The following is a 17,755-nucleotide window of genomic DNA, read 5'->3' as shown; positions in this document are numbered from 1 at the left end:
TTCCGTGAAACTCGACTTTGCGCCTCAGCCGACGATCTCGGTATCCGAGAACCAGTATTTGATCTCCTGCGTGGCAGTCTCCGGCGCGTCCGAGCCATGCACCGAATTCTCGCCGATCGAGAGCGCATGCACCTTGCGGATGGTGCCCTCGGCGGCATTGGCCGGGTTGGTGGCGCCCATCACTTCACGGTTCCTGGCGATGGCGTTCTCGCCCTCCAGCACCTGCACGATAGTCGGGCCCGACGACATGGACTCGACGAGCTCGCCGAAGAACGGACGCTCCTTATGGACGGCGTAGAAGCCTTCGGCCTCGCGGCGGCTCATCCACACGCGGCGCGATGCGACGACGCGCAGGCCGGCGTCTTCCAGCATCTTGGTGATGGCGCCCGTCAGGTTGCGCCTGGTAGCGTCGGGCTTGATCATGGAGAAGGTGCGTTCGATCGCCATTGGGTCGTCCTTGTTCTGGGAATGGAAATTGGAGTGGCGGGCTCTATACAAGCCGCTTCGCGCCTTGCCAAGGGGCGGCGGCTTCTGGTCAGGGCGGCCTCTTTGCGGGATAATTAGACGGCTGCGAACGCGCTTCGCATGAAGACCATGGGGCGTGCCGCAGCGGAGCCCGAGGCGATGAACCGGCCCAATCTCATGCGCGGCGACATGGCTGGCCTTCTGTTCGTGGCCGTACTTTTCGCCGCTGTCGTCCTTGCCCTGCTTTTCTTCCCGCAACGCGCGGAGCAGAATTTCGGCTTCGGCCCGGAATGGCAATGCGCGCGCATGCGAGAGGGCGATCCGATCTGCGTGAGATTGGCCGAAAGCAACGTGCCGAACGGCGACAAGCGCGACAAGGGCGCGTCAAAGTAGGCGCCCAAAGCGCGTCGCGATCTTTCAGACTCGCTCCATGCGCTTTAGGTTTTTTGATTCTACGCATGTCTTTATCCCGAAACCGGTTCCCACTTTCGGGAGACATGCTTTAAAGTTCGATCTCGATGGTCAGTGCCGGCGTATCGCCAGCATGGAGACCTTCGCGCTGGCGCACCGAGGCCTTGACCGGTAACAGCAGGCTGCCGGACGCCTTGTCGGGGAAGAGCGATGTCTGCCACCTGGTCTTGCGGATCACTGCCGTGACGCCGAGCGAGCCCCAGGGGCGCGCCAATCCCGTCATCGCCGCCTTGATCCGCGCCGCGACGTCCGTCGACAGCGTCACGAAATGCCAGCCGCCCTTGCCGGGGTAGACCCAAATCTCGGCCTTAATCTCATAGCGCAGCATGGCAGTCCCGCGCTCGCGGCATTCACGCCGCGGCCGCGACCATCCGGCCGATCCCGCCATGCAGGTCGAGGCAGCGCTCGAACCAGCTGGCCACGCTGTCGCTGTCGTCGAGCAATCGGTAGGGCGAGGCGATGCGCGCCCATTGCAGCGCGCCGAAGACGACGTAGTCGGCAAACAGCGGCGAGGCGCCGCCGATGAAGGGCTGGTAGGTGAGCATCGAGCGCAGCGGCTCCAGCGAGGCGCGGAATGTCGAGAGCCCGGCATCGCGATTGGCCACCACCTCTTCCAGCCGCTTGCCGTAGCGCCGTTCGCGATCCTCGCGGAAGTAGCGGCCATTCGTCTCGTCCTGCATTCCGTGCAGATCGGTAAGCGCCACCGTCGCGACATAGGGGTGAATGGTGAGCTGCGACCAGCGCTCGATGAACCGCGCCGTCGCCTTGCCGCCTTCGCCGCCAAACAGCGTCGGCCGCTCCGGATAGGCCTCGTCGAGATAGAGCGCGATGGCGAAGGAATCGACCACCACCCGTTCGCCGTCGCGGATCACCGGCACCGTCTTCGACACGCCGCCCTCCACCTTGGGCACTTCGAGAAAGCGCGTCGGCACCTTGGTGGCGGCGAGCCCCTTATGGGCCAGCGCCATCTTCGTCTTCCAGCAATGCGGGCTGAACGGGCGTTGTGCGTCGTGGCCGACGAGGTCATAGAACAGAATGGTCATTGCCGTTCCTGCAGGTTACGAAGAGCCGGGATTCGTTGTGAGCCGGATGGAAGAATGAAACAGCATTTCATGATGTTTGCGGCCTACAATCAATGGGCCAATACGCGCATCTATGATGCCGCCGCCGATCTCGGCGAAGAGGAGCTCGGCCGTGACGTCGGCGCCTTCTTCGGCTCGATGCTTGGCACGCTCAACCATCTGCTCGTCACCGACCGCGTCTGGATGAAGCGCTTTACGGGCGAGGGTGACGCGCCCTCAAGTCTTGCGACGATCCTCTATCGCGCCTTCCCGGGCTTGCGCGTGGCACGCGAGGCCGAGGACAGGAGGATCGTCGACTGGGTGGGCGCCATGACCGACAAGGCGTTCACCGGACGTTTTTCCTATATGACGACCGACATGCGGACCGTCTCGCAACGGCTGGCGCCGGCGCTCAGCCATCTTTTCAACCACCAGACCCATCATCGCGGCCAGGCGCATATGTGCCTCACCGTGCTCGGCCGGCCCTCGGTGCCGCTCGATCTGGCGCTGTTCCAGCGTTCCGAAGAAGGCCGAGCCTACGCCTGAGCGCAGCAGCGTCCAGGCTTTCCCGCTCGCCGATTGTTGATCAAACTCAAACATCAAGGAAAACGCGTATATCGTTTTGAAACAAAGAATTTTTCCTTGAAAAAATGGAACCCTGACCGAGCCCGTTCGTATTCCCTTCATTCCCTCTCGCACAGGCATGCGCCCGGACCAGGCACTCCGGCGATGCGGTGCGGAAAAATGAAGGAGAATGCCATGAATGGTATCGTAGAAAAAATCTTCGGCACGTTGGTCGGCGGCATCGCCATTCTCGCCGTGCCGGCAAATGCCGCTGATCTCGACATCGGCTTTGGCATCGACAACACCGGCGTCGCTGCGGGTAGCTCGGGCGGCGCGGGTATCGGCGCGGGCTCTTCGATGGGCGGTTCAACCGGTCTCGGCACGGGCTTTGGCAGCAGCATCGGTGGCGTCGGCGTGGGCGGCGCCGGAACGAGTTCCTCGATCGGCGGCACCGCGGGCACGACTACCGGCACCGGCACGTCGTTCGGTGCGACGGGCGGCGTGGGCGGCGCCGGCACTGTGGGTAGCGGCACTGGCGGCTTTAACGCCGGCACGACTGGCTCGATCGGTGGCGCCGCGGGCACGACCACCGGCACCTCGTTCGGTGCGACGGGCGGCATTGGCGGAACCGGCACCGTGAACGGCACTGGCGGCTTGAACGCCGGCACCAACGGCTCGATCGGCGGCACCAACGGCTCGATCGGCGGCACGACCGGCACGACCGCCACCGGCACCCCGTCCGGTGCGACGGGCGGCGTCGGCGGTACTGGCACCGTGAACGGCACCGGCGGCTTGAGCGCCGGCACCAGCGGCACGATCAGTGGCGCGACCGGCACGACCACCACCGGCACCCCGTCCGGTACGACGGGCGGCGTTGGCGGCACCGGCACCGTGAACGGCACCGGCGGCTTGAGCGCCGGCGCCAGCGGCACGATCGGTGGCGCCTCCGGCACGACCACCACCGGCACCTCGTTCGGCGCGACGGGCAGCGTTGGCGGCACCGCAGGCGGCAGCTCGACCGCCCACTAAAGCGATTTCAGGAAGAGGCGGGCCCGCCTACTGTGGTGCGGGCCTGCCGGTTGCTTCGCACCGTCGCCGCACCCACCGGGATTGCATTGAAGCTAATGTATTAGGACTTCGTTTGCGCTCCCGCTGCAAAATGGGCCCAATTGCAGTGGGAGCAATGCCATGCGCATCGATTTGTCCCCGACGAGTTGGGGCAGGGTCGTGGTGGTCACCGCCGCCGGCACCGCCTTTTTCATTGCCGCCGCCTTCTTCGTCGATTCCTTCAATTTCCCCTCGCTGTCGCCGCAGGCGCTGCTGTGGGCGAAACTTACGGACCTGTTCCTGCCGCTCGCCCTCGGCGGCACCTTCCTGTTCTTCCTGATGTGGAAGATGCGCCAGCTCGCGATCGCCCAGAAGGAGCTCAGCATCGTCGCGGCGACCGACAGCCTGACGGCCGTTTTCAATCGCGGTGCTTTCTCGATGCTGGTGGAGGCCTATCTCGAGCAGGCACGCAGCCATGACGTCGCCGATTCCGGCGCGCTGCTGATCGTCGACGCCGACCATTTCAAATCGATCAACGACCGTCTCGGCCATGACTGCGGCGACCAGGCGCTGAGGCTGATCGCCAGCACGATCCGGGGGCAACTGCGTGGCGCCGACATTGTCGGCCGTATCGGCGGCGAGGAATTCGCGGTTTTCCTGCCGGGAGCCGACGCGACGCGCTCCTTCCTGGTCGCGGAATCGATCCGGCTGCGCATCCGCGAGGCCGAGTTCGCGCCCGGCGGTCAGCCGTGGCCGCTCTCGGTCTCGATCGGCGGCATCGCCTTCAGCGGTCCAACCACCTATCACGACATGTTCCAGGTCGCCGACAGGCATCTCTACAAGGCGAAGTCGAATGGACGCGACCAGGTGAGCTTCGAAAGCCCGCGCGGTGTGCCGTCGGGCGACGTCGCCAACACGATCCACTGAACGGCTCTTCGCGGCAGGGGCTCGGCTGAACCGCTCTCAGCGGCGGCTGCGGTTGAGCAGCGGCCTGTGCTGGCGGATCAACTGGCGCTCGATATCGAGATAGGGCCTGATCAGGCCCGCCGCGGTCGGGGTCGGTTCCGGCTGATGCACCACCGCCGTCAGCATGCCGTGTTCGGTGAGCAGGCTCAGCCATTTCAGCGCTTCCCATTTGGGCGTCACGCCGCCGCGCCCCGTGAGGCTGCGGTTGATATAGCCGGGATAGGAAAGCAGGCGTTTGGCCGCCGAGGCGCCGCAAGTGCCGATCCTGACCGGTTTGCCGTCGGCGGTGATCCAGGCATAGACGGCTTCGCCGAGCTCGCACGCCTTGGGGTCGGTTATCGTCACCTGGATCGACGATCTGCGGCTAAGCCGCATTTCTGCCGCCGGCTTGAAACGCTCGCGATCGAGAAACATCCGCCCTCCTAATGCATGTCGCCCGGAAGTGTGCAGCGGTTCCGGGACAACGACATGCATCAAAACAAAGACTTGAAGCGCGTCCGCTACTGACATGGTGCACGCCACCGGTCCGTGCGGTGTTTCACGCAGCGGTCGAAAAGTTTCACGGGATTTCGCGGCGCCGCGTTGGGCGCCAGCAACGGTCCGTTCATCCTTTGACGGGTAGTGTCGAAGGCTGGCCTCAGCCGATCCGCGAGCGACCGTGTTCGATCTCATCGACTACAAGGCGGTGCTGGTCATCGCCCTCATCTTCATTCCGCTGGAGCAGCTCCTGCCGCTGCATGCCGGGCAATCGGCAACGCGCCGGCATTGGCTGAACGACGTCTTCTATCTGCTCTTCAACGGCATCGTCATCAAGTTCGGCATGCTGCTGTTGGTCGGCGCTGCGATGCTGGTGGTCCGGCGTGTCGTTCCCGAGGCGCTTCCCGCCGCCGTCCAGTCACAGCCTTCATGGCTGCAGGCAATCGAGGCACTGCTCGTCGCCGACATAGGCTTCTACCTTGCCCATCGCGCCTTTCACGCGGTGCCGTTCCTGTGGCGCTTTCACGCCATCCATCACTCGATCGAGGAGATGGATTGGCTGGCCGCCCACCGCGTGCACCCGGTGGACCAGATCCTGACCAAGTCGGCTTCGTTCCTGCCGCTCTTCGCGCTGGGTTTTTCAGGCGAGGCGGTTCTCATCTACGTGCTGATCTATCATTGGCAGTCGGTGTTCATCCACTCCAACACCCGCATCAAGTTCGGACCGCTGAGATGGCTGATAGCCTCGCCGCAGTTTCATCACTGGCATCATGCCAATGATCGCCAAGCTTATGACAAGAACTTCGCCGCCCAGTTGCCCGTCCTCGACCTGATCGGCGGCACCTTGTTCATGCCGCAACATATGCCGGAAAAATACGGTCTCGACGAGCCGGTGCCGCAGCTCTATCACCGGCAGCTCGTCTATCCCTTCGTGACCACGGCCGAGCCGGCCGCGCCGATCGCCGAAGCTTCGCCGGCGGCCGCCAAGCCGGAATGACGGCGCGGAAATACCCACCACCCGGTGAATTGACCTCCAGGGGTCGGTTCACAGGTGGCAGGCTTCCTGAATAGGGAGTGTTTTCGCTGTCAGGCGACGAAGCCGCCATCGCCGCGCCCCAGGGGCTTGACGGGGACGATCGGCTGCTCCGAAGGCCAGAGCACGCCGGCCGTCACCGCGAAGGTGATCAGCGCATCGCGCGCGGCCTCGGCCGAGATTTCTCCACTCCGCGCGGCCTCGCAGGCTTTCACCGCGGCGCCGTAGCTGAGGCGGCGGCGCGACGGCGGAAACTCGGTCAGGAAGTCATGCATGTCAAATAGCGAGGCGATCATGCGCTTGTGGCCGGCGCCGACGCTGAGGGCGACCGGGGTGAAGAACGTCCTGTCGTGCATTCGGACCTCGTCTATTGGCTATGGAAGCGGCGGGCTGCCGCCTCCGGTCTGGGGAGGACGCCACACAACGCGGCGAGCGGCGACAGGTTCCGCGCGTGCCGATCTTTCCGTCTTGGATTTGATCCGTCGGGCAGGCGGCTATTTCCACATCCCGCGCATGCGGGCGCCGAGATCGACCTTGACGCCCGGCCGCTGGCGCGGGTCGTCCTTGAGCGCGGCGCTTGCCCAGGATGATTGCTCGAAGGCCGAAAGCATCGAGGCCGGGATGAAGCGGGTGCGCGAGGCATAGACATGGCGGTCGCCGCGCGCCGGCTGGTTGTGCGGGTAGAACCGCTGCGGCACCACCAGATGCAGGCTGTCCTTGGCCCTGGTCATCGCAACATAGAGCAGGCGCCGCTCCTCCTCGACGTCCTCCTTGGTGCCGACGCCGAGATCGGCCGGAATGCAGCCATCTACCGTGTTGAGAACGAAGACGTTCTTCCACTCCTGGCCCTTGGCCGAATGGATCGTCGACAGGATGAGGTAATCCTCGTCGCGGTGCGGCGGCCCGGCCTGGTCGCTGGTGGCATCGGGCGGGTCGAGGGTGAGCTCGGTCAGGAAGCGCTCGCGCGACGGATAGGTCGATGCGATCTGCTCAAGCTGTATGAGATCGGCCCGGCGCGTGATCGCGTCCTCGTGGATGCGCTCCATATGCGGCTCGTACCAGAGCCTGATCCGCTCCAGGTCGGCCGGCCATTTGGCGCCGGCGCGCAGCCCGCTATAGATGTCGAGGAACACCGGCCAGTCCTGCGCGGCGCGCTGCGGTGGCCGGAAGCGGGCAAGGCCCAGCGTCTCGTCCAGCGACGTCGCCATTGCGTCCACGATCTGCGAGGCGGCGGACGGTCCGATGCCCGGCATCAATTGCAGCACGCGGAAGCCGGCGACGCGGTCGCGCGGGTTCTCGGCAAAGCGCAGCATCGCCAGCATGTCCTTCACATGCGCGGCATCGAGGAATTTCAGGCCGCCGAACTTGACGAAGGGGATGTTGCGGCGCGTGAGCTCCACCTCCAGCGGTCCGCTATGGCTCGATGTGCGGAACAGCACCGCCTGCGCCTTCAGCGCCGTGCCCGCCTCGCGTTCTGCGAGGATCGCCTGGCACACATAATTGGCCTGCTCGGCCTCGTCGCGCACGCTGACCAGTTGCGGCTTGTGCGAGGACCGGCGCTCGGTCCACAGGTTCTTGGTGAAGCGCTCGCTGGCCTCGCCGATCACCTTGTTGGCGGCGGCCAGGATCGTCTCCGTCGAGCGGTAGTTGCGCTCCAGCATGACGATTTCCGCGCCTTGCGCGAACTGTTTTGGAAAATCGAGGATGTTGCGTACTTCCGCCGCGCGAAAGGAATAGATCGACTGCGCGTCATCGCCCACCACCGTGAGCCCCGCGCCGTCGGGCTTCAGCGCCAAAAGGATCGAGGCCTGCAGCCGGTTGGTGTCCTGATATTCGTCGACCAGCACATGGTCGAAGCGGCTGCCGAGATGCGCGGCGATCTCCGGCTCGGCCGCCATCTGCGCCCAATAGAGCAGGAGGTCGTCGTAATCGAGCACGTTCTGCGCCTGCTTGGCCTCGACGTAAGCCGCGAACAGTTCCTTGAGCTGATCCGCCCATGCCGCGCACCAGGGGAAGGCCGAGCCCAGCACTTCGCCCAGCGGCGCCTGCGCGTTCACGGCCCGTGAATAGATCTGCAGGCAGGTGCCTTTGGTGGGAAAGCGGCTCTCGGTTTTGGAAAAGCCCAGCTCGTGCCGGGCAAGATTCATCAGGTCGGCCGAATCCTCGCGGTCATGGATCGTGAAGGCCGCATCGAGGCCGATTTGCTCGGCATAATCGCGCAGCAGCCTTGCGCCGATCCCGTGAAACGTGCCGGCCCAGGCCAGTGCGTCGGCGATGATGGCCGCGTCGCGGCCCAGCACCTCGCCGGCAATGCGCTCGACGCGCTTGGCCATCTCGGCGGCGGCGCGGCGAGAGAAGGTCATCAAAAGGATGCGGCGCGGATCGGCGCCCTTGACGATGAGATGGGCGACGCGGTGCGCCAGCGTGTTGGTCTTGCCGGAGCCGGCGCCCGCGATCACCAGCAGCGGCGTCGCCACCTTGCCGTCGCCATGCACCACCGCCAGCCGTTGCTCGTCATTCAGCCGGGCAAGATAAGCGGGCGTCTCGAAGGACGAATCACGGGCGGCGATGTTCATCGCCCATCAAGCATCGTTTCCGCTTTGTTCGCAATACAACTCATCTTCCCCACCAAGGGGAGATCGGCTGAACTATCGCTTCGGCTCGACCCCCATCGCCGCTGACTGGCGCCGCAACTTGCGCCTCTCGTCGCCCGGCATGTCCAGCGGCGCGACGTTTCCTCATCGATGATCCTCACGGCAACGCGATAGGCGGTGTAGGCAAAAAGGCCGGCAAGCAGAAGGCGGATCATGATCAATTCCTCCTTGCGTTCGATTGGCTCGGGATTTCAACCGGACGCGGGCCGGTTGGTTCCCGCCGGTCCACGCAACCAAACCGCTACCGCCTCGTTTGCCCTTGGTGAAAGGGGCGAACGAGAGGAGGTCGTCATGAAGAAGCTTCCTGTGCTGCTGGCTCTCGCGGCAGGGCTCGTGCTCGCCGCCTGCGACAACAGCGTGCAGCCCACCAAGGCGCCGGGTGATGAAGTCAGCCAGAACCCTCAGGTCGACAAGAACCCGGTGCCGAAATCGACCACCGGCGGTGACCAGCCGGGCACGCCGCCGAAGCAATAGGGCAGGGCAGGTCTAGTTATCGTCGGGCTGAAACGAAGAAGGCCGGCGCTGCTTGGGAGGAAGCTCGATAGCGCCGGCCGAGCGGGAAATCAGGCCCGCCGCACAATCCAACATAGCTGAGTCTCGACGTTGCGTCATGGCGTGATCGCGGTAGCCGGCTATGCAGCTCCGAAGAAATCACCGGAGAATCCTGAAATTCTGCCGGTTCGCCTTAGCGGCTCATGGAAATCGTGTTTTGATGCATGACGTGGCGATCGATGCCGACGGTCGGATATTGGAGGCCAGAGGCATCGAGCGAGAAATGCGCGAACGCTGGTAGCCGGCAATCCGGGCCCTCACGCCAGCGCCGAGCGGCCCTGTTGTCCGCCGGCGATCTCGATGTCCAGTTGGCGCTGCGTCAGCGCCGCTTCGGCCAAGATCCACTGCTTGAACAGCCCCACCTTGCGCGCCCCGAGCGCCTTGATAGGACTGACGAAATACCAGCCCGCCGTGTTGGGATGGTGGACCGCGAAGGGGGCCACCAGCCTTTCGGCGCGGATATCGCTTGCCATATAGGCGCGGTTGGCGACGGCAAAGCCCATCCCGGCATTGGCCGCTTCGTAGGACATCATGCAGCTATCGAAATAGACGCTTCTCGTCTCGCCAAGCACGAAGCTCGCGCCGGCAAAGCCCAGCCACGACTGCCAGTTCTGCGTGCAGGTGTCGGAGTGCAGCAGCGTGAAGTAGCGCAGGTCCTCCGGCACCACCTTCGACAGCGGCTTGTCGCCCAGCACGTCGTGGAAGAGCTTGCGGCTGCAGACCGGCGTCAGGTCTTCCTTGAACAGCAGCTCCGAGGTGAGGCCGGGAAAGTTGCCGTCCCCGTAGCGAATCTCGAGATCGTATTCGGAAGTCGAGAATTCATGAGTGGCGTAAGAGGTCGACACCCGCATCTCGATGTCGGGATATTGATGCTGGAAGGCCGAAAGCCGCGGGAACAGCCAGCGCGCCGCGAAGGTCGGCAGCACGCAGATCCGCAGCACATGCGCCTGCGACTGGCCGGTGGCCTCCATGCTGGCCGCCACGATGCGCTCCAGCGCCTCGCGCACGCGCGCTACATAGGTCTCGCCCTCCGGCGTCAGCGACACGGCGTTGCCGCCGCGCTCGAAGATCTTGAAGCGCAGCTGATCCTCTAGGCTTTTCACGCGCTGGCTGACAGCGGAAGCGGTGATGAACTGCTCTTCGCCGGCGCGCGTGAAATTCTTGTGCCTCGCGGCGCTCTCCACGATTTTCAGCGAGTTGAGGTTGACCTGACTGAGCAGACGCACGGGGTTTCGACCTTAAGCTGGGCTTACGCTACCACCAGCATTCCTAAATTTACAGGGGTAGGCGTTTAAATGACTGTTAACCAAGTGTTGCCCCCACCTTGGAGAAAGTAGAATGAACGCCCATACAATTCCCGAACTGCGCTGTGCAATGAGCCGCGAGGCTATCATTGGTCATGAGACGGCCTGGAAAGTGTCGACCTTCGGCGTCGCCCAGTATCGTCATGGTTACGACCCCGCTCTGCTTGCCGCCATTGAGGAAGCCGCCCTGAAGCTGAAAGCCAGCCATGCCGTGCACAAGCATCTCGACCTCACCTTCATCACCGGCGCCGACCGCTATATTCCGGAGATCAAGGAGCTTTTGCACGACAAGCTGCGCCTGGAAAGGCTGTCCGACATGATGGGGACCAAGCTCGAGCCGTATCCTCTGTCGATCGTCGGCTCGACCGTCACCTTCATGAATCCCAAGGACGGCGCCGTCGAATGGCATTGCGACGGCGTTCCGGTGACCGAGCTCATTCCGTTGTCGATCAGCGATCCGCTCATCGGGGGCCATCTCGAGATCTATTGCGACGATTCCGAGACCGGCCGCTCGATCCTGGAATCCGGCCGCGACCTGCCGCGCAACAAGATCATGCGCATCGACCACAAGATGAACTACGCAACGCTCGGCCAGTTCCTCGGCGTGCTCCACCGCACGGCGCCGATTCAGCTCGGCGAGCGCGTGACGCTGGTGCTCAACCAGCGCTCGGCGACCAAGCCCTATGTCGACGACAACCGCATGTTCTACCTCGCCGCGGACAATGACCATGACCGTGCCTGGGTGAACGAGCTGGCCGAGGATGTCTGGACCAACCAGCTGCCTGCCTATCGCCGTCATGCCGAGGAGCATCCCGTGCCGCAGCCGGCCGCCGAGCCTGTTTCCGGCGGTGCGAGGGAGTCGTGGTAATGACCGACGATCCGGTCGAGCATCAGCCGCCTGCGGTGTCGCTGAGCCTCGGTCCGGTCGTGCCGGAAAGCCAAAGCCGTTCCGGCGCCGCCCTCGGGGCGGCGCCGGCCTTCGCCCTTGGCGCCGTGGCTCTGTGGGCGACCAACGCCCTGGTCGGCAAGACGCTGCTCGCCGCCTATCCGGTCTCGCAAGTGCAGTTCCTGCAATTTTGCGGCGCGGCGCTGGTCTTCGCGCTGATCCGGCTCTTTCCTTCCCCCCTTGCGGGTGAAGGCGGGTCGGCGCGCAGCGCCGAGACGGATGAGGGGTGTTGGACGGATCGCCGTCATTGCCAGGCCGGAACACCCCTCATCCGTCGCCTTCGGCGACACTTTCTCCCACAAGGGGAGAAGGTGACGTCCGAGGTTGCCGCCTACGCCGTCGGCTTCATTGGTCTCGTCGGAACGATGGTCCTGCAATATATCGGCTTCGCCTCGATGCCGGTGATCGAGGCCAACCTTGTCGCCTACACCTGGCCGCTGATGACCGCCGCGGCGGTTATCGTGCTTGGCCGTCCGCGTCGTCCGCTGCTGCTCGGGCTGGCGGCGGCGCTTGGCTTTGTCGGCGTGGCGCTGGTGATTTCCGGCGGCCGCGCGCCGACCTGGTTCGGAGGCGGCAGCTTCGTCGGCTATCTCGCAGCCTTCGGCTCGGCGCTCTGCATGGCCTTTTACTCGCTCATTGTCGGCCGCCTTGCCGTGTCGCCGGAGCGCCTGCTTTTGCCTTCGGCGCTGATCGGCGTCGCGCTCACCTTCGCCTGGTGCCTGCATGACGGCGTCGTGCGCCCGAGCGGCGCGCATCTTCTGCTCGGCCTCTATCTCGGCGCCGGTCCGATGGGGCTCGGCTACTATTTCTGGTCGCGCGCGGCAAAGCTCGACCAGGGCGGCAGGATAGCGGTCGTCGCCTATCTGACGCCGATCGCTTCCACGTTTCTGCTGACCTTGTCGGGCGAAAGCCTGTCGATGACGGCCGTTGCCGGCGCCGTCCTCGTCATTGGCAGCTGCCTCGCGGTCGGCATCGAAGGTACGGAGACCAGGCACAATGTCCAAGATGGCCGTTGACGAGGACGAACGCCGCGCCAGGCAGGAGGCGCACTGGCTGGTCAGGGAGTTTGGCGCGGAGGCGCCGCTCTATGCGGCCATGAAGGCCGAAAAGGCCATCGAGCAGAAGGATTTCGGCCGCTGCGCGCGCTGGAAGCGCGTGCTGGAGATCCTCGCGGACGAGCCGCCCGCAGAGCTCAGGCGCGGCGCCGCCGCCAGATAGCGATTTGCAATGGGACCGCCGAATCGCGCATGGTCGAGTATTCGGCTGGCGGATTATCGTTGCCGTGCTGGAACTTGGCCTGAACTTCGATTTTTCAGCAACTTCCATCGCAAATCGAAGTGCTATAGCGCCCTTTACGCATCCAGGCAGACCGCCGGTGCTATAAAACGTTGGCTATAGCTATTAGAATTCCTAACTTGCGCGTCTCCAGTCCGCGTAGAAACATCACCCTGTATTGAGTCTGGTAGCTTTACTGACTATGGACGGTCCGTTGGGGGACAGGTCCAATACGATACACCGACGAAAGTCTTAAAAAACGCCTGGCGATTTGAGGGCCAGCAGAAGGTGAAAAAATTGTCCAACATCGACGACAAGACTGCAATCGAACTGACCGCCGACATTGTCTCGGCCTATGTCGGCAACAACCCGCTCCCGGCCTCTGGACTGCCTGACCTGATCGCCAGCGTCAGCGCCTCGGTGCGCAAGCTCGCCAGCGGCAGCGTTGTCAAGGAGGCGGTGGCGCTGACGCCCGCCGTCAACCCGAAGCGCTCGGTTTTCCCCGATCACATCGTGTGCCTCGAGGACGGAAAGAAGTTCAAGTCGTTGAAGCGCCACCTTGCGACGGATCACGGCCTGACGCCGGACGAATACCGCGCGAAATGGGGCCTGCCCGCCGACTATCCTATGGTGGCACCCAGCTATTCGGCGACCCGCTCGGCGTTGGCCAAATCGTCCGGCCTCGGCCGCAAGCCGGCCGGCGGCGATGCAGGCAAGGGTAAGCGCAAGGCCAAGGCCTGAGGCATGGTGCCCGCGACGGGTGACGTCGCGCCATGGCCATGGCGCGATCGTCTGGCTGCTCTTGGCGCTTTGCGCCGCGGGGTGGCCGCCCAGTCCTCGGTGGACGCGGCCGACGGCGTCAGGATGCGGCGCATCCTGTTTTCGCTGGGCGAGCCGACCGGCGAACTGCTTGCCGCGCTCGACGCGCTCGACCGGTTCGAGCGCGCCATCATCGAATGCGATGACCCGTCGGCCATCGAGGCGCGCAGGCTGAACTGCCTGGCCGTTCTGGACCGCCTTGCGGCGAACGGCCAGCCCCGAGCGAGCTGCTAAAGCAGGTCTCCCGAAAGTGAGAACCGGTTTCGAGATAAAGACATGCGTAAAATCAAAGACCTAAAGCGCATGGAGCGAATCTGAAAGATCGCGACGCGCTATAGAGCTAGCGGCGGGCCTGAGATGGCTTGACCGGCCGGGTGCGTTCGGGATCCTGTTCGCCGGCAAGGCTCTCCGCCTCTACCGCAGTCATTTCAAGAAGATAGACAAGCATCTGATAGCGCGTGCGCGAGAGCATTCTTGCCAGCTTGCGCGTGATCTCCGCGACATATCTCAGCGTTCGTAGATCGCTGGGCGCTCCATCCATCGTGAGCTCCTGACACGGCCAAGTTATTTGGGCCAAGTTACGTGGGACCAAGTTATCGTTGGCGCTACTCACGACTCACAGCGCGTTCATAGGTTTGCAGGTTTGCGATAAAACTGAAATCAATTTTTGATAAGCATCATCCTTGGCTGGCAAGATTTCGCTGCTCTTTTTTGGTGGCATGGTCGCTTGTCCCGCCAATATTCAGCCAAAGCCGAACTTGCGGTTGTCTTGCCTCGCCCGGTTGATTTTCCGTAACGGAATGTGGATCGGCTACGGCTGTCAGGCCGCTCAACCTTTATAGGCAGAGCAGAAGCCCGGCGGGTTGTCGTTGCCGATCATGGCGCAGCCGCGTTTGATCTCGTCGATCATCATGCTGCAGGCATTCTGGCCGTTGCAGGGCGGATTGGTCGCCGGCGACACCTGGATGCATTGCGAGACATACTGGTCCGACTTTGCCTTGCCGGCGGATTGCACGCATGTTTTCGTGTCGTTCTGGCTTGCCTGGGCAGGGGCGGGTTTCGCAGGCGCGGCGCCAGCCGTCGCAGGCGCGGCCTTGGGCGTCGCAGGCGCAGCCTTGGCTGCCGCGGGCGCGTTCTTCGTGGGCGCGGCATTGCCGCCGCTTTGCGGCACGCAGGAGAGGTCGCCTTCCGGGCATTGCAATTGGTGTTGCAACTGCGCCAGCCGCACCTTGGTCACCTCCGCCTTGCAGGTCTCGACCAGGGTCGAGTACACCGAGCCATCGGCATAGGGCTGGGTGCGAAAGGCGCATTCTTTGTCGCGGAACGGGATCCAGGCGCGCTGCGCATCGCGCAGGCGCTTCAGGTCGGCGGGAGCGAGACGTCCCGCCAGCGCCTTGTAGACTGCGTTGAGCCCGGCGTCCGCCGAAGCGGCGTTCGCGGCCGTGCAGGTGGCAAGGTCGGCCTGCGTCTTCGCCGCCGCGCAGTCGACGGCTGCCGCACGGGCCGCGGGGGTGGTGAGAAGCATAGCCAGCCCAGCGGCGACTGCGAAAGTCGCGACCGCCAGTGAGGCCGAAAGGAGCGTGGTCTTGCCCGACATCTGATCTGCCCTCTGCTTGAATCGACCCGCCGCTCCCGCCAGCATAGGTTGAGACGACAGCGACGATCAACGCCAAACCTGTGACGTGGCAAGCAAAGTGTGACCGGTGATTGGGGAAAGCGGAGGAGCGAGCAATCTTCGGCGAGGGGGAGATACCCTGCAGGGCAGACGGGCGTGCTGTCCTACCAGCCTCTTGGTCAATCATAGGCGAAGCCTAAGATGTTTTTCCGGAATCGATTTGGATCAACAGGTGTTCCGGCTCCCGCGTCTCTGGCCGGCTCGCAATCTTGCCCGCTTGGGGGGAGGTCGGTTGGGCCTGCGGCCCGCTCGCGGGTTCAGTGGCGAGAGCGATATGAGGGGTCTCGTCCTCGAACAGAACCACCTGCGTCGCCAGCGCGGTTGTCGTGGCGACCTGGAAGAAGATGAAGGCGAGGGCGAGATAGCGGATCACGGGCTCCAAAACGCTCCGGCAGACAACTGGTTCCAGTCCATCGAGTTTTTTGCTGAACGGCCGATTTAAGGTAGTGCGCGGCGGGGCTTCGTCCAGGCACTGGCTCTTGCGAAGAGCCGATGTCCCGTGCAAAAGCCCGCTCATGCTTATCATCAACGACCTTACGCTGCGCATGGCGGGGCGGCTGCTTCTCGATCATGCCTCATTGACCCTGCCGGCCGGCACCAAGGCCGGTCTGGTTGGCCGTAACGGCACCGGCAAGACCACGCTGTTCAAGGCGATCACCGGCGATTTCCCTTCGGAGACCGGCTCGATCAGCCTGCCCAAGAACACGCGCATCGGCCAGGTGGCGCAGGAAGCGCCCGGCACCGAGGAGCCGCTGATCGAGATCGTGCTCAAGGCCGATGTCGAGCGCCAGGCCTTGCTCGAAGAAGAGAAGACCGCGACCGACCCGCACCGCATCTCCGAGATCCACACCCGGCTGGCCGATATCGATGCCCATTCGGCCGAATCCCGCGCCGCCACCATCCTTGCCGGCCTCGGCTTCGATGATGCCGCGCAGAAGCGCCCGGCCTCGTCCTTCTCCGGCGGTTGGCGCATGCGCGTGGCGCTGGCGGCGGTGCTGTTCTCCGAGCCCGACCTTCTGCTGCTCGACGAGCCGACCAACTATCTCGACCTCGAAGGCACGCTGTGGCTGGAGAACTATGTCTCCAAATATCCGCATACGGTGCTTTTGATCTCGCACGACCGCGACCTGCTCAACCGCGCCGTCAACTCGATCGTCCATCTCGACCAGAAGAAGCTCACCTTCTGGCGCGGCGGCTACGATCAGTTCGAACGCCAGCTCACCGAGCAGCGGGAATTGCAGGAAAAGAGCCGCGTCAAGCAGGAAGCGCAGCGCAAGCACATGGAATCCTTCGTCGAGCGTTTTCGCGCCAAGGCTTCCAAGGCGAGACAAGCGCAGTCGCGCCTGAAGGCGCTGGAGAAGCTGAAGCCGATCGCCGCTATCGTGAACGACACGGTGCGGCCGTTCTCCTTCCCCGAACCGGTGAAGACGGTGGCTTCGCCGATCGTGGCGCTGAATGGCGTCAATGTCGGCTACACCGAGGGCAGTCCGGTGCTGAAGAAGATGACGCTGCGCATCGATGCCGACGACCGCATCGCGCTGCTCGGCGCCAACGGCAACGGCAAGTCGACCTTCGCCAAATTGCTCGCCGGCCGGCTGAAGGCCGAGACCGGCTCGATGACGATCGCGCCTGGCCTGAAAGTGGCGATCTTCGCCCAGCACCAGCTCGACGATCTCCGCCCCGAGGAAAGCGCCTATGAACATGTGCGCCGGCTGATGCCGGATGCGCCGGAAGCCAAGGTGCGCGCCCGTGTTGCCCAGTTCGGCCTCTCGACCGAGAAAATGAACACCGCGGCGAAAGACCTGTCCGGCGGCGAGAAGGCGCGCCTGCTGATGGGGCTGTCGGCCTTCGAGGGCCCGAACCTCTTCATCCTCGACGAGCCGACCAACCACCTCGACATCGACAGCCGTGAATCGCTGATCCATGCGCTCAACGATTTCCCGGGCGCGGTCATCCTGATCTCGCACGACCGGCATTTGCTTGAAGCGACGGCCGATCGGCTGTGGCTGGTCAAGGATGGCGCGGTCAATCCCTATGACGGCGACCTTGAGGACTATAAGACGCTGGTCACCGGCGTTTCCTCCAACCGCCGCGAGCAGAAGGAGGCGGACAAGGCCTCCAAGGCCGACCGCCGCCGCGAGGCAGCCCAGCGCCGTGCCGCGCTCGAGCCCTTGGCCAAGGAGATCCGCGCCACCGAGGCGCTGATGGACCGCATCCGCAAGCGCATCGACCTGATCGAGGACGAGCTCGCCAATCCGGCCGTCTACGAAAAAGACCCCTCGACCGCGACGCGGCTGGCCAAGGAGCGCTCGCAGTTGGCACACACCTTGGCGCTGAACGAAGACAAGTGGCTGGCCATGTCGGCGGAATATGAAGAGGGGATCGCGGAGTGATTGGCCAATCTCCCCCCTTGTGGGGGAGATGCCCGGCAGGGCAGAGGGGGGCG

Annotated in this window: 22 protein-coding genes; 12 read left to right on the top strand and 10 right to left on the bottom strand. The window is 64.1% G+C overall.

What is annotated here, in order from left to right; all coding sequences use genetic code 11:
- Positions 1-24 precede the first annotated feature (24 nt).
- The gene (gene ndk / locus RFM41_RS03755; protein ID WP_320246866.1) at positions 25-447 is read right to left on the bottom strand and encodes a nucleoside-diphosphate kinase; all 423 of its coding nucleotides are present in this window, start codon (positions 445-447) and stop codon (positions 25-27) included.
- 138 nt (positions 448-585) lie between these two features.
- On the opposite strand from ndk, the gene RFM41_RS03750 reads away from it, so the two are divergent.
- Entirely contained in the window at positions 586-858 is a 273-nt protein-coding gene (locus tag RFM41_RS03750; RefSeq protein ID WP_320246867.1) for a hypothetical protein, read from the top strand.
- A 109-nt stretch (positions 859-967) separates the two neighbouring features.
- Here the strand turns inward: RFM41_RS03750 and RFM41_RS03745 are convergent, their stop codons facing one another.
- A complete protein-coding gene (locus RFM41_RS03745; protein ID WP_320246868.1) occupies positions 968-1,264 on the bottom strand; it encodes a DUF1905 domain-containing protein in 297 nt (98 codons plus the stop codon).
- A gap of 22 nt (positions 1,265-1,286) precedes the next feature.
- The gene (locus tag RFM41_RS03740; protein WP_320246869.1) at positions 1,287-1,979 is read right to left on the bottom strand and encodes a glutathione S-transferase family protein; all 693 of its coding nucleotides are present in this window, start codon (positions 1,977-1,979) and stop codon (positions 1,287-1,289) included.
- 54 nt (positions 1,980-2,033) lie between these two features.
- Between RFM41_RS03740 and RFM41_RS03735 the strand changes: the two genes are divergently transcribed.
- The 3 genes from RFM41_RS03735 (at position 2,034) to RFM41_RS03725 (ending at position 4,535) form a co-directional block, all read left to right on the top strand.
- The gene (locus RFM41_RS03735; protein ID WP_320246871.1) at positions 2,034-2,543 is read left to right on the top strand and encodes a DinB family protein; all 510 of its coding nucleotides are present in this window, start codon (positions 2,034-2,036) and stop codon (positions 2,541-2,543) included.
- A gap of 213 nt (positions 2,544-2,756) precedes the next feature.
- Complete coding sequence (locus RFM41_RS03730) at positions 2,757-3,590, top strand: hypothetical protein (protein ID WP_320246873.1); 834 nt, start codon at positions 2,757-2,759, stop codon at positions 3,588-3,590.
- 159 nt (positions 3,591-3,749) lie between these two features.
- On the top strand, positions 3,750-4,535 hold the full coding sequence (locus RFM41_RS03725) for a GGDEF domain-containing protein (protein WP_320246875.1): 786 nt from the start codon (positions 3,750-3,752) through the stop codon (positions 4,533-4,535).
- A 36-nt stretch (positions 4,536-4,571) separates the two neighbouring features.
- Here RFM41_RS03725 and RFM41_RS03720 read toward each other — a convergent pair whose 3' ends face one another.
- The gene (locus RFM41_RS03720) at positions 4,572-4,988 is read right to left on the bottom strand and encodes a hypothetical protein (RefSeq protein WP_320246877.1); all 417 of its coding nucleotides are present in this window, start codon (positions 4,986-4,988) and stop codon (positions 4,572-4,574) included.
- A 244-nt stretch (positions 4,989-5,232) separates the two neighbouring features.
- Between RFM41_RS03720 and RFM41_RS03715 the strand changes: the two genes are divergently transcribed.
- The gene (locus RFM41_RS03715) at positions 5,233-6,048 is read left to right on the top strand and encodes a sterol desaturase family protein (RefSeq protein WP_320246878.1); all 816 of its coding nucleotides are present in this window, start codon (positions 5,233-5,235) and stop codon (positions 6,046-6,048) included.
- Positions 6,049-6,137: 89 nt separating this feature from the next.
- Here RFM41_RS03715 and RFM41_RS03710 read toward each other — a convergent pair whose 3' ends face one another.
- Positions 6,138-6,440 carry a DUF982 domain-containing protein gene (locus tag RFM41_RS03710; RefSeq protein ID WP_320246879.1) on the bottom strand — a complete coding sequence of 101 codons (303 nt, stop codon included), beginning with the start codon at positions 6,438-6,440 and terminating at the stop codon, positions 6,138-6,140.
- 138 nt (positions 6,441-6,578) lie between these two features.
- The gene (locus tag RFM41_RS03705; RefSeq protein WP_320246881.1) at positions 6,579-8,660 is read right to left on the bottom strand and encodes an ATP-dependent helicase; all 2,082 of its coding nucleotides are present in this window, start codon (positions 8,658-8,660) and stop codon (positions 6,579-6,581) included.
- Positions 8,661-9,029: 369 nt separating this feature from the next.
- Between RFM41_RS03705 and RFM41_RS03700 the strand changes: the two genes are divergently transcribed.
- A complete protein-coding gene (locus RFM41_RS03700) occupies positions 9,030-9,212 on the top strand; it encodes a hypothetical protein (protein WP_320246882.1) in 183 nt (60 codons plus the stop codon).
- A 335-nt stretch (positions 9,213-9,547) separates the two neighbouring features.
- Here the strand turns inward: RFM41_RS03700 and RFM41_RS03695 are convergent, their stop codons facing one another.
- On the bottom strand, positions 9,548-10,516 hold the full coding sequence (locus RFM41_RS03695; protein ID WP_320246884.1) for a LysR substrate-binding domain-containing protein: 969 nt from the start codon (positions 10,514-10,516) through the stop codon (positions 9,548-9,550).
- A 112-nt stretch (positions 10,517-10,628) separates the two neighbouring features.
- Here RFM41_RS03695 and RFM41_RS03690 point away from each other — a divergent pair, with 112 nt between their 5' ends.
- From RFM41_RS03690 to RFM41_RS03670, 5 genes are all read left to right on the top strand, one after another.
- A complete protein-coding gene (locus RFM41_RS03690) occupies positions 10,629-11,462 on the top strand; it encodes a hypothetical protein (protein WP_320246886.1) in 834 nt (277 codons plus the stop codon).
- Complete coding sequence (locus RFM41_RS03685; protein WP_320246888.1) at positions 11,462-12,556, top strand: DMT family transporter; 1,095 nt, start codon at positions 11,462-11,464, stop codon at positions 12,554-12,556. Before RFM41_RS03690 ends, RFM41_RS03685 begins: the two co-directional genes overlap by 1 nt.
- The gene (locus tag RFM41_RS03680; RefSeq protein ID WP_320246890.1) at positions 12,537-12,758 is read left to right on the top strand and encodes a hypothetical protein; all 222 of its coding nucleotides are present in this window, start codon (positions 12,537-12,539) and stop codon (positions 12,756-12,758) included. Before RFM41_RS03685 ends, RFM41_RS03680 begins: the two co-directional genes overlap by 20 nt.
- A 354-nt stretch (positions 12,759-13,112) precedes the next feature.
- A complete protein-coding gene (locus RFM41_RS03675) occupies positions 13,113-13,556 on the top strand; it encodes a Ros/MucR family transcriptional regulator (protein ID WP_320246892.1) in 444 nt (147 codons plus the stop codon).
- A 3-nt stretch (positions 13,557-13,559) separates the two neighbouring features.
- Entirely contained in the window at positions 13,560-13,868 is a 309-nt protein-coding gene (locus RFM41_RS03670; RefSeq protein WP_320246894.1) for a hypothetical protein, read from the top strand.
- Between the two features lie 106 nt (positions 13,869-13,974).
- Here RFM41_RS03670 and RFM41_RS03665 read toward each other — a convergent pair whose 3' ends face one another.
- The 3 genes from RFM41_RS03665 to RFM41_RS03655 form a co-directional block, all read right to left on the bottom strand.
- Positions 13,975-14,175, bottom strand: a complete 201-nt coding sequence (locus RFM41_RS03665) for a hypothetical protein (RefSeq protein ID WP_320246895.1) — start codon at positions 14,173-14,175, stop codon at positions 13,975-13,977.
- A 288-nt stretch (positions 14,176-14,463) separates the two neighbouring features.
- Positions 14,464-15,231 (bottom strand): lysozyme inhibitor LprI family protein, encoded by a 768-nt coding sequence (locus RFM41_RS03660; protein WP_320246896.1) that lies wholly within the window; start codon positions 15,229-15,231, stop codon positions 14,464-14,466.
- Positions 15,232-15,445: 214 nt separating this feature from the next.
- Positions 15,446-15,826 carry a thioredoxin domain-containing protein gene (locus RFM41_RS03655; protein ID WP_320246898.1) on the bottom strand — a complete coding sequence of 127 codons (381 nt, stop codon included), beginning with the start codon at positions 15,824-15,826 and terminating at the stop codon, positions 15,446-15,448.
- Here RFM41_RS03655 and RFM41_RS03650 point away from each other — a divergent pair.
- Positions 15,825-17,702, top strand: coding sequence for an ABC-F family ATP-binding cassette domain-containing protein (locus RFM41_RS03650; RefSeq protein WP_320246899.1), 1,878 nt, complete (start codon positions 15,825-15,827; stop codon positions 17,700-17,702). The genes RFM41_RS03655 and RFM41_RS03650 overlap by 2 nt on opposite strands.
- Positions 17,703-17,755 lie beyond the last annotated feature (53 nt).

The sequence above is a fragment of the Mesorhizobium vachelliae genome, assembly GCF_033977325.1.
Classification (GTDB): domain Bacteria; phylum Pseudomonadota; class Alphaproteobacteria; order Rhizobiales; family Rhizobiaceae; genus Mesorhizobium; species Mesorhizobium vachelliae.
This window is presented reverse-complemented; position numbering and strand designations above follow the sequence as displayed.